Genomic DNA, 14608 nt, shown 5'->3' on the forward strand with positions numbered 1-14608 from the left:
TGGTACTAAAGTGGCGCATGCTCGTATTATCACGGGTCTAGGGATTAGAAAAGCGTAAATTAAGGGAATGAAACAGTATTTGGCACTTTTGGAGGATGTCCTGACCAACGGGGAGGGGAGGGAAGACCGTACCGGAACGGGCACCATCGGCGTGTTCGGGCGGCAGAGCAGGTATGACCTGCGCGACGGTTTTCCGTGCCTGACCACCAAAAAGCTCCATCTGCGCTCCATCATTTACGAACTGCTCTGGTTCCTGAAAGGGGAAACTAATGTCAAGTTCCTGAAAGACAATGGAGTCAGTATCTGGGATGAATGGGCTGACGAGAATGGGGAGCTGGGGCCCGTGTACGGCGCGCAGTGGCGCTGCTGGCCGGGGAACGACGGGAAGCCCATTGACCAGATTGCCAGACTGATTGACGGCCTTAAAAACAATCCGTGGTCCCGCCGGCACATCGTCAGCGCGTGGAACGTGGCCCTGGTGGATGACATGGCGCTTCCTCCGTGTCATTCCCTGTTCCAGTTCTGCGTGATTCCGGCCCAGCCGGGAGAGGAGAAGCACGGGCTTTCCCTCCAGCTTTACCAACGCAGCGCGGACCTGTTCCTGGGAGTTCCCTTCAACATAGCCTCCTACGCTTTGCTTTTGCTCATGGTGGCGCAGGTATGCGGGTATGAGGCGCGGGAATTCATCCACACCTTCGGAGACCTGCACCTGTACCGGAATCATCTGGACCAGGCGAGGGAACAGCTCTCCCGCACGCCGCGCCCTCTGCCGGTCATGAAGCTCAACCCGGAGGTGAAAACCATTGACGGGTTCCGGTATGAAGATTTTGAACTCGTGGGGTACGATCCCCTGCCGCACATCAAGGCGCCCATTTCCGTCTAGAATTCCACCCCTTGATCCATCATGTCACAGCCCGTTACTTATACAGGAGTAGTCGCCATGGCCTCCGGCCGCGGCATAGGCTACCGGGGAACCTTGCCCTGGCGACTGCCGGACGACCTCAAGACCTTCAAGCGCATTACGACGGGACATCCCGTGCTGATGGGCCGTAAGACATATGAGAGCATCGGCAGGCCGCTCCCCGGCAGGCAGAACATCGTGCTGACCCGTGATCCGGCCTGGACGGCGAAAGGGGTTCAGGTGATCCATTCCGTGGAGGAACTGGAACGGCTGGAGCTGATGAACCCGGAAGTCATGGTCATCGGCGGGGCGGAAATTTTTTCACTCATGATGCCGTTCATGTCCCGCATGTGGGTCTCCAAAGTAAAGGGGGAATATCCGGCGGATACTTTCCTCCCGCCGTTTGAGGACAAGCTTGGCCATGCATCCCTGAAGGAACGGTTTGAAGGCTTTGACCTGTACTTGTACGAGTAGGGGAAGGGACGGCTTCTTTTCCGCATTCTCCCCGGATATGGGATGAAGCGCAAAAAAGACGGAGCGGCAAAGCCGCCCCGTCTTCCAAATAGGGATTTTTTCTCCCGTTATTGCGCCTTTCCGGTGAACAGGGCCTTCACCCATTCACGGTAGCGCTGGAACATGGCGTACAGCGCCGGAATGAACAGGATGCCCACCACGGTGGCAAGAATCATGCCGTAGAAGGTGGAGATGCCGATGGCCTTGCGGCTTGCCGCGCCTGCGCCGGAGGCGATCACCATGGGGAACACCCCGATGATGAAGGAAATGGCCGTCATCATCACGGCGCGGAAACGCTGCCGGGCTCCTTCCAGAGCCGCCTCCTGGATAGGCACGCCGCGTTCCCGCTCCATCTTGGAGAACTCCACCATCAGAATGGCGTTCTTCCCGGCCAGGCCCACCAGCATCACCAGCCCGAGCTGGGCGTAAATGCTCAGGGGAGTGTTGCAGATGATCAGGCCCAGCAGGGCGCCCAGCAGGGCCACGGAGACGGAGACGATGACGGAAATAGGCACCGTCCAGCTCTCATACTGCGCCACCAGGAACAGGTAGCCGAAGAGCAGGGCCATGCCCATCAGCAGCACGATCTTGCCGTCATTCTGCCGTTCCTGGTAGCTCATGTCCGTCCAGGTGATGGAATAATTTTCCGGCAGCGGCAGGGCCTCAATCTGGTTCATCAGCTCTCCGCTGCTGACGCCTGGCTTGGCCTGGGCGGTCACTTCCGCGGACATGAGCTGGTTGAAGCGGGATATCTGCCGCGGTCCGACCATGTAGGACAGAGTGGCTACGGAGCTGAGCGGCACCATCTGGCCCTGGTCGTTCTGGATGTAGGTGTTCATGATGTCGTTGATGCTGGTGCGGTCTTCCGCCGCGGACTGCATCTTCACCTTGAACGTGTAGCCGATCAGGTTGAAATCATTGATGTACATGGAGGCCAGCTTGCTCTGGAGCGTCGTGAAAATGCGGTTTACGGGCACGTGCATGCTCTGCGCCTTTTCACGGTCGATGTTCAGGAAAAGCTGGGGCGTGTTCGCCTCATACGCGCTGCGGGCGTACATGGCCCCCGGCAGCTTGTTGATCTTGTCCAGCAGTTCGTTCGTCACGCGTTCCAGGTCCTTGGGAGTTTCCTCGCCACTGGCCTGGAGCATGAAGGAGACGCCGCCCGTCAGGCCCAGGCCCATGATGGCGGGTGGGCTGAACACGGTGGCCTTGGCCGCCGGAATCTCGTCGCACAGGATGGAAGCCTTCTGCATGATGGAATCCAGGGAAAGCTCCGGAGTCTTGCGCTTGTCCCAGGAGTCAAGCTGGGCGATGCACATGCCCAGGTTTTCCCCGTTGCCGCCCATGAAGCTGAACCCGGAGGTGGAGGAAACCTGGCGCACGCCGGGAATGCTCATGAGCTTCTGCTCCGCGCTGCGCATGGCCTGTTCCGTACGGCCCAGCGTAGCGCCCGGAGCCAGCTGGATGTCGCAGAAGACGGTGCCCTTGTCTTCCGGGGGAAGGAAGGACTTGGGAACGGTTTCAAACAGCTTCCAGTTGCCGAGCAGCACGGCGGCCAGCAGAATCAGCGTGAGCCAGGCGCGGCGCACCATGATGCCGGCGCACTTGATATAGCTCTTGCGCGCCCATTCCAGCGTGGCGTTGAAGGGGCGGAAGGGGCTGAACCTGCTCTGCTTCCTTTTCTTCTTCTTCAGCAGCAGCACGCACAGGGCGGGGCTGAGCGTCAAGGAATTGATGGCGGAAAGGCAGAGGGCCACGCACATGGTCACGGAGAACTGCATGTAAATGTTCCCCACCATGCCGCCGAAAAAGGCGATGGGCACGTAAATGGCCACCGTCACCAGCGTGGTGGCGATGATGGCCCCCGTAATCTGGTGCATGCTCTTCTTGGTGGCTTCTTCCGGGGTCAGGTCTTCCGTTTCCAGAATGCGCATGGTATTCTCCACCACGATGATGCCGTCGTCCACCAGGGAGCCGATCACCAGAATCAGGCCGAACATGGTCAGCACGTTGATGGAAAAGCCCAGCGGCAGCAGGATGGCGAAGGTGCCGATCAGGGAAACGGGAATGGCCAGCGCCGGAATGAGGGTGGCGCGCCAGTCCTGAAGGAACACGTACGTGATGCCCACCACCAGAATCAGGGCGATGATCAGCGTTTCCACGATTTCCGCCATGGTGGCGGAAATATATTGCGTGGGGTCGTAACTGACGACATAGCTTACGCCGTCCGGAAAGCGTTCCTGCAATTTGACCAGCGTATCCTTCACGCCGTTCATGGCTTCCAGGGCATTGGCGTCGTCCAGGCGGTACACGGCCATGTTCACGGAATCCTCCCCGTTGTTGCGGCTGCTGCCCGTGTAGGTTTCCGCGCCCAGCTCAATGCGGGCGATGTCGTCCAGACGGGTGACGTGGCCGTCCTGTCCGGTGCGGACGATAATCTTGCTGAACTCCTCCACGGTTTGAAGCCGCCCGGTGACGTTCACCTTGTACTGGATGAAATTGTTTTCCCCTTCCGAACCGATGGACCCGGCGGCGGCCTGCACGTTCTGCGCCTTGATGGCGTTGGAAACGTCATCCGGAGTGATATTCAGGGCGGACATGCGCAGGGCGTCCAGCCAAATGCGCATGCTGTAATTCTTTTCCGGCATCAGGTTGACGGCGGAGATGCCCGGCACGCGGGCGATCTCATCCTTCACCCTGGACTTGACGAAGTTGTTCAGCTCCAGGGAACTCATGCTGGTGGACCGGAAGGCGAAGAACCCCAGGATGTCCGAGGAGCGCTTACGTATCTTGATGCCCTGGTCCGTCACTTCCTTGGGCAGCTTGTACTCCACGCGCTTCAAGGCGTTCTGGACGTTCACCATGTTGATGTCCGAATCCGTGCCGCTCTTGAACGTCAGGGAAAGGGAATAACCGCCGGTGTTGTCAGACTTGGAGGAGAAATAAAGCAGGTTTTCCAGCCCGTTCAATTCCTCCTCAATGGGGGAGGCCAGCGTCTCCATCACCACCTGGGCGCTCGCGCCCGTGTAAGTGGCCTGCACGTTGATGCTGGTGGGGGCGATTTCCGGATACTCCGCAATGGGCAGCTGCTTCAGGCAGATGCCGCCCGCCAGAATCATCAGGATGGCGATGACGATGGCGAATTTGGGGCGTTTGATAAACAGGTCCGCAATCATGGGAGGATCAGTTTTGAGCGGAATACACCGGATTCACCTTGGCGCCGGGACGCACCTTGTGCATGCCGTCGATGATGATGACTTCCCCTTCCTTCACGCCGGAGCTGAAGCACTGTTCATTATTGACCGTGTTGCCCAGCGTGACGTCGCGGCGCTCCACCACGCCCTGGTCATTCACCACGTAAACGTAGCTCTTGTAGGCGTCGTGCATCACGGAGGAAATGTTGGCAGCCGGGAAGCGGTCCACGTTCTTCTTGGAAAGATTCACCGTCACCACGCCGCCGGGCGTCAGCACGTCTTCCGGATTGGGGAACCTGGCCCAGACGTTCAGGGTGTCCGTAGTCGGCTGGACGGTATTGTCCGTCATGAAAATTTTGCCCGGCTGGTCGTATGCCTTGCCGTTGGCGAGGTTGACGGACACCAGGGCATCCTTCTTCATCTTCTCCTGGGTGCCGAACAGGGAAAGGAAATCGCGTTCGCTGATGGGGAACTTCACGTACACCTCGTCAATGCCCGTGATGGTCACCAGGGAACCGGAGGTGGGCGTGATGTAATTGCCCGTGGAAAAAGTGACGCGTCCCGTGCGTCCCGTGATGGGGGCCGTCAGTTTGGTGTAATTGAGGTCATCCTTCGCTACCGTGATGGCGGCGTCTGCGGACTGGATCTCCGCTTCCAGGGCGTGCATGGTGCTCTTGGCGTTTTCCACCGTATCCATGGAGACGGACTTGGAGGCCAGCAGCCTGTTATAGCGTTCAAAGCTGTTCTTCGCGTAAAGCAGCTTGGCTTCAAGCTGGGCCTTCTTGGCCACCGCTTCCTCCACGGCCGCCTTGTAGCGCGTGTCTTCTATCTCGAAAAGGAGGTCTCCCTTCTTCACCACCTTGCCTTCCCGGAAGCGGGTGGCCACGATGTTGCCGGAAACGCGGGGCTGTACGGTTACCCGGTCAATGGCTTCCACCTGGCCGATGTATTTCTTGTTCACCGCGCTGTCGATGGCGGTCGCTTTCTCGACGAGTACGGTACTGGGCTTGGCGGCCCCTCCCGGCGCTCCCTGGGAATAACCCGGAACAAGCAGAGAGAAAAGCAGTCCGGATCCGGCCAGCAGGCGGAGGGGAACCTTCCGTTGGTGCGTATGTTTTTTCATATGGTATTATTTACTGTAAACGTGGTTGTAAAGGGTATCCACAATGCGGCAGAAATTCTCCTTGTCCTCCTCCGCCAGGGTGCTGAACAGGGTGTCCAGCCGTTGCTTCATGCCGTTGTAAAGCAGCTGGAACCTGGACTCCCCTTCCTCGGAAAGGCGGATGCACAGGGAACGCCTGTCGCGCGGGTTCTCCTTGCGGTCAAACAGGCCCTTCTTCACCATGCTGTCCACCAGCAGGGACGTGGAGGGAATGCTCATGCGGAGATGGTGGGCGAGCGTCTTCAGGGGAATGCCTTCATGGCGGTTGGTCATCAACCGGTTCAGGGCGCCCAGGGCATTCATCTGCCGGACGGAGAGCCCCATGATCTTCTGATAGTGGCTCTGGTCCACTTCATTCAAGTTATCTCTTTTAAACTGGTAAAGGATGGTCTCGAACTTGTGAACGGAGGTAGTGATATCCACGGCAGGTTGAAGCATGGGGCTGTTATGTCAAAACCGGTTAATTGTTGTCAAACTAAAACAAATAAAGTTGAGAATTTGTTGCCGTGTCGAAATAAATCGGAAAAATGAAAAATCACGGCTCCTTCACCATACAAACCGCCGGAGGTTGCGGAAGTTTCAAAAAAAGTCTTTTTTTCTTGTCACTGGGGTATAAAGGCGTGTATAAGCCTCCACGTCCTCGCCGCAAGGCAGGAACAACATTCAAGGTCATGGAGCGGTAGCTCAGTTCGGTTAGAGCGCCAGCCTGTCACGCTGGAGGTCGCGGGTTCGAGCCCCGTCCGCTTCGCCACCTTGTTTCAAAGAAGAAACGGCCGCCTCCGGGCGGCTTTTTTGTGCCCTGGGATTGTCCGGTTCTCCGGCACCTGTTCGTTTGCCTGTTTTTTCCCAAGACGCATCCCGGCAGGGAGTGGAGCCTTTGCATAAATCCCCACGGTTTGAATGAAAGGCATCCAACCGGGAGCGGAGGCTCTTATTCCCCCTTCTCCTTCTCTCCGCCAAACCCCTCCTTTCCGCGGAGCAGGGGACCATGCTTGATTTCGCCACAATCTTCCCCCATGATACCCGCATGATTCTGGAACTGCACTCCCCGCTGGACATGCATCTTCACCTGAGGGACGGCGACATGCTGAAACTGGTCGCACCCCTGAGTTCCGCCTCCTTTGCCGGGGCGGTCATCATGCCCAACCTGGTGCCCCCTGTGGCGGATGCGGAGGCGGTGCAGGCCTACCGGCAGCGGGTGCTGGACGCTTGCGGGGGAGACGTCTTCCAGCCGTACATGACGGCGTTCTTCCGCTCCTATTCCGAAAAGGAACTGGCTACGCTCAAGGAACTGGTATTCGGCATCAAGCTGTACCCGGCGGGAGCAACCACGAACAGCGAAGGAGGCGTAAGGGCCATGAAGGATGCGGAGGGCACCATGTCCCTCATGCAGGAAATGGGCATTCCGCTGCTGGTGCACGGTGAAAGCCACGGATTCGTGATGGACCGGGAAGCCGAATTCCTGGACGTTTACCGTGATCTGGCCACCCGCTTCCCCCGGCTGACCATCTGCATGGAACACATCACCACGGCCTCCGCCGTACGGCTGCTGGATGAATTTGAAAACCTGGCGGCTACCGTAACCCTCCAGCACCTTCTTATCACGCTGGACGACGTGGCCGGGGGCATGCTGCGCCCCCACCTCTTCTGCAAGCCGATCGCCAAAAGGCCGGAAGACCGGGAAGCGCTGTTGAAAGCTGCCCTATCCGGACATCCGCGTCTCATGTTCGGCAGTGACTCCGCCCCCCATCCCGTCCACGCCAAGGAAGCGTGCGGTTGCGCCGCCGGCGTATTCACCGCTCCCATCGCCCTGCCGCGCCTGGCGGCCCTGTTTGACGGACACGGCGCCCTGGACCGGTTGCAGGGCTTCGTTTCCGGCCATGCCTGTTCCCTGTACGGACTGAAGCCTCCTGCCAGGACGGTGCGCCTGCAGCGGCGGGAAATGCTGGTGCCGGACGCCTACGAGGGGCATGGACAGAAAGTGGTGCCGATGGAGGCCGGAAGCGTCATTCCCTGGAGCTTGGTGTGACGGCCACCCCCGCGGGAAGATGACAGAAAGCAATTGAAGGAAACCGTCTTTATACTGGATATTCCGGACGATCTCACTACAATCCCTGCTCATGGATCGGATTCGCGTTTATACGGGTGGAGTAGCTTCCTGTAATGGTTATCTCTTCAAGACGAAGGATAACTCTTACGTGGCGGTGGACGCTCCGTCCGGCTTCGCGGACTGGATATACTCCAAAAAGCCCGATATCATCATCACGGACCTTCTCATCACGCACCAGCACTTTGACCACGTGGAGGACGCCTGCCGCATGCGCCAGATCTTCGGCTGCCGCATTCATGCCGGACAGCCTTACACTGAAGACTTGACGCTGGAAAAAATGGCGCGCGACGCCTGGGGGCTTCCCCTCAACGTACAGCCGTTTGTGGTGGATGAAATACTCACGCCGGACATCCACACGGCAAACTGGGGCGGCCTGCTGTGGCATCTGCACCAGGTGCCGGGACACTCTCCGGACAGCATCGTTTACGACCTGCCGGACGAGGGAATCATGTTCACGGGAGACGTTATCTTTGCCGGTTCCATCGGACGGACGGACCTTCCGGGAGGGAACCTGCGCCTGCTGAAACAGGGCATAGAAAAGAAAGTGCTCAACCAGCCCGCCACGACCATGATTTTCCCGGGGCACGGACCGTACACCACCGTGAAGAATGAACTGCTGACCAATCCGTTCATCTCCTGACCACGCTTCCCGCGCCGCTGCGCGGGGACGTGCTCTACTCTCTAGCAAGCATACAAGATCAATGTTATTTTCAGAATTAGGTTTATCGGAACCCGTCTTGAAGGCGGTGGAAAAATGCGGTTATGAACATCCCACCCCCATTCAGGAGCAGGCCATTCCCATCATTCTGGAGGGCCGGGACCTCATTGGGGCTTCCCAGACGGGAACGGGAAAAACCGCCGCTTTTGCCCTCCCCCTGCTGACAAAGCTTCAGCCCATCGGCAAGCCCCAGATACTGGTGCTGGAACCCACCCGCGAACTGGCGGACCAGGTGGCGGAAGCCTTTGCCGAATACGGCGAATTCACCGGGCTGAAAGTGGCCCTGCTGTACGGCGGCGTGGGCTACGGGAAGCAGACGGAAGACCTGAAAAACGGAGCGGACATCGTGGTGGCAACGCCCGGCCGCCTGGTGGACCACTTCTACCGCGGCACCATGCGCTTCGGAGAAGTCAAGGCCCTGGTGCTGGATGAGGTGGACCGCATGCTGGACATGGGCTTTCTCCCCATCGTCCGTAAAATCGTCAACCTCTGCCCGTGGGAAGGCAGGCAGACCCTCTTCTTCTCCGCCACCATGCCCCCGGTCATCGCCGGATTTGCCAAATGGTGCCTGACGGACCCGGCGGAAGTCACCATCGCCCGGCGCGAAGTGGCCGCCACCATCAGCCATGCCTTTTACCCGGTGGCGCTGGACCAGCGGGACGAACTGCTGCTGGCCTTGCTCAAGGGGACGGACTTCCATTCCGTCATGATCTTCACCCGTACCCGCAAGGAGGCGGACGCCGTGTGCGGCATGCTCAAGCAGCATGGCTACCGCGGGGAAGTGGCCGTCATGCACTCCGACATTCCCCAGAAGGAACGCATGGAAGCGCTCAAGGGCTTCAAAAGCGGCAAATATGATATTCTGGTGGCTACGGACGTGGCGGCGCGCGGCATTGACATCAGCGGCGTGACCCACGTCATCAACTACCGGGTGCCGGAAAATGCGGAAGACTACGTGCACCGCATCGGCCGTACCGGCCGTGCCGAAGCCTCCGGAGACGCCTTCACGATCATGACGGCGGATGAAGTGGACTTTGCCACGGCTGTGGAAAACTTCATCGGAAAGCCCATTGAACGCAAAAAGCTGGACGGCTTCGACTACACGTACACCGCCCTGCTGGAAGACAAGCCCGTCAAGTCCGTCCGCAAGGTCAAACCCGCCGGCCCCAAGCGCCGCAGACGCTAAAGGGGAGCTGACAAGGTTCTCTCTGCGGGAATGAATATCATCCCATGCGCATCCTTGCCATAGACCCGGCCATTCGCAACACGGGCTATGCCGTGGTGGAGGGCGACCACCGCCGGGCGTGCGCGCTGGACTACGGCACGCTCTCCATTCCGCGCAGCGTGTCCCAGTCCGGTTGCCTGCTTGCCATCAAGCAGCATCTGGGCAACCTCATTGACAAATGGGAGCCGGATGAAATGGCGGTGGAACGCATCATCTACGTCCAATCCCACCAGACCGCCATCACCATGGGAGCGGCCAAGGCGGCCGTGGTCATTGCCGCGGCGGAAGCCGGACTGCGGATCATGGAATACTCTCCTAAAAGCGTGAAACTCTCCGTCGTGGGGCGGGGGGCCGCTCAAAAAGCGCAGGTTGCCTTCATGGTGCGAGCCCTGCTGGAACTCCGGGAAACGCCGGAATCCGATGCCGCGGACGCCCTGGCGATCGGCCTCACGCACCTCTTCGCCGCGGACCCCTTGAAGGCCCACATGATGGAGAGGAAATACATTTAACAGTGATTAGAGATTAGGGATGAGAGTTTAGTGTAAAAAATCCGGACTTGCAGTCCGCGAATTTAAAATCTAATCACTACTCTCTAAACTCGCATCACTACCTTCAAGGCTTGAAGGTCCTCCCTTTCCCGTCCTGCCATGCCTTGAGCAGGGAGGCGTACATCTTGTTGAGTTGTTCCAGAGTGGCTACGCGAAACTCGACGGTATTTGTATTCGGGTAAGCCTTGGCGACGGTAGTATCCGGATCGATGCTTCCTCCCGTCGTCCGGTTGACGGCGCCGGAACCGAGTTCCTTCGCCCGGTCGGTCACATTCTTGATGGCATTGATGCCGGAATTCTGCCCCAGCGTCTCCAGATAATAAAACTTGGTGGGCGTATTCCCCATGGTGACCAATGTCACTTCATACACCATGCACGCATTATCCAGAATATATTTGTGCTGGGCCACCGCTACAATCCGGCTGAGATGCACCACATACTGCCCCTCCGGAAAATTACCTATCCAGAACTGGCTCTGGTTGTAATCATCCGTAGACTGGGCAGGAGCCCCCGTTTTGGACTGGGCGGAAAGAGGAGCTACTGCACACACGCAGACCGCCAAGGTAGAAAGAAAAAAGCGTTTCATATCTCTATATAATATCAATCGTTAGCTCGTGTGAAGGAAAATTCTCGAAGTAAGAATACTTTCTGGCGCGGTAATGCTGACGAGGGAGGAATATGTTGCTAATCATTGTTGTAAAAATAAAAAATAGGTTAGAATTTATATTGATTGATTATTGTAATTTGATTTGCACATGGTATGCTTATTTAGAAAATATTATGAATAATATGGAGACATCAATCACTTTAAATGTAAATAGTGCTGCATTTTCAGGGAAGGATATAGATCTAATGGATCCAGATGGGAAGATACAAGATAAGTATTATTATAAATGTGAAAAAGAATTTAGATCTTCTCATAGCGGACCCGGAAGCTGGTTTTTAGAGATTATATTGACTGGTGTAGGTTTTTGCATTGCAACAACTGCAAAAGCCTACCTAAACGAATTAGGAAAAGATTTATATGAATGGAGCAAAGAATATCTTAAACCTGTTTTTAAAAAGAATAAAAAAGGTGATGGATGTATAATATTCTCCTATCATAATAAAAAAATATTGATAGAGATACCAAATCCAAGTGAGGATCATTTCGAAAATATTTGGTTGGAATTTTCTCAAATAATTGAGATAATAAAAAAACATCCATGGCGTACTGTAATGGAATATCAGGCGGAATGGAATGAAGTATTAAAACGATGGATTTTAAAACCGATTGATGTACACACTAAAATTATATTAAGGAATGTTTTTTATCGATGTAAATGGTTTATTAAAAATGTTTTTCGGAGATTTTTACATGATAATTATATGATTGCATCTAGTATTTTGACATTTTTTCTAACATCAATCTTTTATATATTGGTTTATTTTTTTATTTTGTAAATTACTAAATGTATATTTCAAGGGATATGTTAATTTTTTACAATGCAATGTAAATCCATATTTGTTGGGTGCTATAATATTACCGATTACTTGTATATTTACTTATTATACCATCATTATATTGTTGACAGAATACGATGATGGTGAAGTTGCAATTATGGGAAGAGATGGGTTTGCTATCATGCTAGAATGATGTTGTAAAGTTCTGGGGCAAAATGTCGTTGTAAATTTATGCTTTGAAGGTACTGGAATACGTCGGTGAGGATTTTATTGATGAGGTGCAGGAGTTGGCTGGATTTGATATTCCAGGATTCTGACTGGACCACACCGAGAGTTTTGCACCTATAGGTGGATAAATCCAAGAGAGTTCAAGAAAGAAGTGAATACGGGGATATTGACAGGGATTTTTTCAATGATCTGAGTTAAACGCTGGGAGAAGAAAAGATGGTGTTTCTTGCTGCGTTGGCTCATATGTAAAAAACCGCTTTTCCCTAATTCTAGGAAAAGCGGTTTTTTTAAAGGACAATGAAAAATCAGGGTTCTATGATGTTGAAGTTCCCATTGAACTTGTCCATGCATCCGATCAGTTCCTTGAATTTGTCCGTATTGCCTTCGATCTTGATCATGCTCTTGTCCAGGGCTTCCTTCAAGGGTACAGCCTGCATGGCAATAAGGGTGAAGTTGAGCTTGTCTCCGGTAATTACTGCATCAGGATGATCGACCGGTTTTCCTTCTCGGTACATCAGTACTTCATCCTCAACCCAGAAGCCGTATGGCTTTCCGTTTTGGTCTATCCAGTTGAAAGCGAGCTTTTTCCCTTTGGATTTCTCGGCATTGAGACTGATGCCCATGTAGTCAAACAGCATTTCCGGCGTGAGGTTGGACAGAATATCCGTTGATACAAGGTCCAGGGGGTTTTTAAGCAGACCGTTTCTCAGTTCGTAGGCTCCGACGAGAAATTCGTTGCGCCAGGGCCCCGATTCAGCCTGGTAGCCGAGTTGTTCCAGAGCGTCCGCCGCCAGATTTCTTGCCTTGCTGTTTTGGGGATCGGCAAAAACCACGTGTTTTAATACCTCGGCCGTCCAGCGGTAGTCTCCTTGGTCAAAGGCCTTTTGGGCATTGTCTATCATTTTATCGGCACCTCCCGCCAGTTCCACATAGCGCTTGGCCGCTTCCACAGGCGGCAGGGCATACAGGTTGGCCGGGTTGCCGTCATACCAGCCCATGTACCGTTGATAGATGGCTTTGGCGTTGTGGTTCAGCGTGCCGTAATAGCCCCGGAAGTACCATTGCTTGTCTATTTCCGGCGGCAGCTTGATCATTTCCGCAATTTCTACAGGCGTATACCCTTTGTTAATCAGGTTCAGCGTCTGGTCGTGCATGTATTTGTAGCCGTTGCGTTCCTTGGCCAGGAATTGGCTGATGCGTTCTTTCCCCCATCTCGGCCAGTGGTGCTGTGCGAATAAGACTTCCGTTTTGTCTCCATAACGCTGGATGGCTTCATCAAGCGCTTTCCACCAATTGCTTGCGTCCCGAACCTTGGCTCCTCTCAGGGTATAAAGGTTATGCATGGTATGGGTCGCGTCCTCCGCACTGCAAAGCGCCTTGAATTGGGGGAAATACATCAGCATTTCAGAAGGGGCTTCCGTTCCGGGAGCCATCATGAATTCCATTTCCACTCCGTCTATCGTTCTTGTTTCACCCGTTTTGGTGATTGTATCGGTAGGCGGAATGACTGTAATGGTTCCGCTGGAGCTGGCGGTTCCCAGGCCGGAGCCTACGGTACCCTCCGGCCCCTTGTTAAAGGGCGCCGCATACATGTACGTGGAGCGTCTCCCCATGGCGTTGCCGGCATAGACGTTTTCGGAAACGGCTTCTTTCAGGAATCCCTCCGGCGCCAGTATCTGCGTTTTACCGGATTTGACGTCTTGCTCCGATGCTACTCCCTTGACCCCTCCAAAGTGGTCGACATGGGAGTGCGTGTATACAACTGCCTTGACCGGACGTTTCCCAGTCTCCGGCTGTTCCACTTCCCGATAGTAGAGGTCAAGCCCCGCTTTTGCGGTTTCTTCCGAGATGAGGGGGTCAATGATGATGAGGCCTTCCTTTCCTTCGATGATGGTCATGTTAGAAAGATCAAACCCGCGAATCTGGTAGATGCCGTCCATGACCTTGAACAGCCCGCTTTTGGCATTGAGCTGGGAAACGCGCCATAAACTCGGGTTCACCGTATCAGGGGCCGGTTTGTCCTTGGTAAAGTCAAAGGCAGAGATGTCAAAGACCGTCCTCCCCTCCTTGTTTTTAATGTTCGGGTCCTTGAGGGTTGCCATGAATCCCTTTTCAGCATCCTGAAAGTCTTGTTTGTCGTTCTCGTCCAGGCCATGAGCGCCGAGAAATTTTTGGTTGTATTCAATAGTATGGCTTGTCGCCTTTTTAGGCTGCTCTGCGCCCTGGGCGCCTATGCCTCCTCCTGCGAACATTGCCAGCAACATGGCAGCGAAATAATTGATTTTTATTTTCATGATCAGTTTTTATTAACGGGACGTGAAAAGTAAAAGAGCGGCCAGTCAGCCAGTTTTCACCTTGCAGGAAAATAGACTTGCCGTTAAAGAACAATGTTCGGAAAATGGCAGTATGTTAATGTTTGACTACCAGAGTTTTCTGGATATTTAACAGGAAATTCCACAACCAGGGAGGGTGTCTTTTGTTTTTTTATATTACTTATCCTGCTGATGGGTTGTGATTTATATCCGGAGTTGTTTGGCGGGGAGAATAAAGTGTCTGTATCCGAGTC

The 14608-nt window shown here is 54.8% G+C and carries 13 protein-coding genes and 1 tRNA gene; 9 read left to right on the forward strand and 5 right to left on the reverse strand.

Going from position 1 to position 14608, the window contains the following annotated elements; genetic code table 11:
- The first annotated feature begins 67 nt into the window (after positions 1–67).
- Positions 68–883: a thymidylate synthase gene (locus QSJ36_RS01695; protein ID WP_285466435.1), complete on the forward strand. Its 816-nt coding sequence runs from the start codon at positions 68–70 to the stop codon at positions 881–883.
- 21 nt (positions 884–904) lie between these two features.
- A complete protein-coding gene (locus QSJ36_RS01700) occupies positions 905–1375 on the forward strand; it encodes a dihydrofolate reductase (RefSeq protein ID WP_285466437.1) in 471 nt (156 codons plus the stop codon).
- Between the two features lie 107 nt (positions 1376–1482).
- Here QSJ36_RS01700 and QSJ36_RS01705 read toward each other — a convergent pair whose 3' ends face one another.
- From QSJ36_RS01705 to QSJ36_RS01715, 3 genes are read right to left on the reverse strand one after another with little or no spacing between them, the layout of a single operon-like run.
- Positions 1483–4590 (reverse strand): efflux RND transporter permease subunit, encoded by a 3108-nt coding sequence (locus tag QSJ36_RS01705; RefSeq protein WP_102722339.1) that lies wholly within the window; start codon positions 4588–4590, stop codon positions 1483–1485.
- Between the two features lie 7 nt (positions 4591–4597).
- Positions 4598–5731, reverse strand: a complete 1134-nt coding sequence (locus QSJ36_RS01710) for an efflux RND transporter periplasmic adaptor subunit (protein ID WP_022397971.1) — start codon at positions 5729–5731, stop codon at positions 4598–4600.
- 6 nt (positions 5732–5737) lie between these two features.
- A complete protein-coding gene (locus tag QSJ36_RS01715) occupies positions 5738–6208 on the reverse strand; it encodes a MarR family transcriptional regulator (protein ID WP_022397970.1) in 471 nt (156 codons plus the stop codon).
- Between the two features lie 235 nt (positions 6209–6443).
- On the opposite strand from QSJ36_RS01715, the gene QSJ36_RS01720 reads away from it, so the two are divergent.
- The 5 genes from QSJ36_RS01720 to ruvC all read left to right on the forward strand — a co-directional run bounded on the left by QSJ36_RS01720 (position 6444) and on the right by ruvC (position 10332).
- A tRNA-Asp gene (locus QSJ36_RS01720) sits at positions 6444–6521 on the forward strand.
- Positions 6522–6797: 276 nt separating this feature from the next.
- Complete coding sequence (pyrC, locus tag QSJ36_RS01725; protein ID WP_102730377.1) at positions 6798–7799, forward strand: dihydroorotase; 1002 nt, start codon at positions 6798–6800, stop codon at positions 7797–7799.
- A 91-nt stretch (positions 7800–7890) separates the two neighbouring features.
- A complete protein-coding gene (locus QSJ36_RS01730) occupies positions 7891–8520 on the forward strand; it encodes an MBL fold metallo-hydrolase (protein ID WP_022397968.1) in 630 nt (209 codons plus the stop codon).
- A gap of 61 nt (positions 8521–8581) precedes the next feature.
- The gene (locus QSJ36_RS01735; RefSeq protein ID WP_022397967.1) at positions 8582–9784 is read left to right on the forward strand and encodes a DEAD/DEAH box helicase; all 1203 of its coding nucleotides are present in this window, start codon (positions 8582–8584) and stop codon (positions 9782–9784) included.
- A gap of 44 nt (positions 9785–9828) precedes the next feature.
- Positions 9829–10332 (forward strand): crossover junction endodeoxyribonuclease RuvC, encoded by a 504-nt coding sequence (ruvC, locus tag QSJ36_RS01740; RefSeq protein ID WP_022397966.1) that lies wholly within the window; start codon positions 9829–9831, stop codon positions 10330–10332.
- 103 nt (positions 10333–10435) lie between these two features.
- Here ruvC and QSJ36_RS01745 read toward each other — a convergent pair whose 3' ends face one another.
- Entirely contained in the window at positions 10436–10957 is a 522-nt protein-coding gene (locus QSJ36_RS01745; RefSeq protein WP_285466443.1) for a hypothetical protein, read from the reverse strand.
- A gap of 92 nt (positions 10958–11049) precedes the next feature.
- On the opposite strand from QSJ36_RS01745, the gene QSJ36_RS01750 reads away from it, so the two are divergent.
- Positions 11050–11814, forward strand: a complete 765-nt coding sequence (locus QSJ36_RS01750; RefSeq protein WP_285466444.1) for a hypothetical protein — start codon at positions 11050–11052, stop codon at positions 11812–11814.
- A 533-nt stretch (positions 11815–12347) separates the two neighbouring features.
- On the opposite strand, the gene QSJ36_RS01755 is transcribed toward QSJ36_RS01750, so the two are convergent.
- Positions 12348–14144: an alkyl sulfatase dimerization domain-containing protein gene (locus QSJ36_RS01755; protein ID WP_285466445.1), complete on the reverse strand. Its 1797-nt coding sequence runs from the start codon at positions 14142–14144 to the stop codon at positions 12348–12350.
- 51 nt (positions 14145–14195) lie between these two features.
- On the opposite strand from QSJ36_RS01755, the gene QSJ36_RS01760 reads away from it, so the two are divergent.
- A complete protein-coding gene (locus tag QSJ36_RS01760) occupies positions 14196–14369 on the forward strand; it encodes a hypothetical protein (protein WP_215837058.1) in 174 nt (57 codons plus the stop codon).
- Positions 14370–14608: the final 239 nt, after the last annotated feature.

The organism is Akkermansia sp. NBRC 115031 (genome assembly GCF_030268505.1).
Lineage (GTDB): Bacteria > Verrucomicrobiota > Verrucomicrobiia > Verrucomicrobiales > Akkermansiaceae > Akkermansia > Akkermansia massiliensis.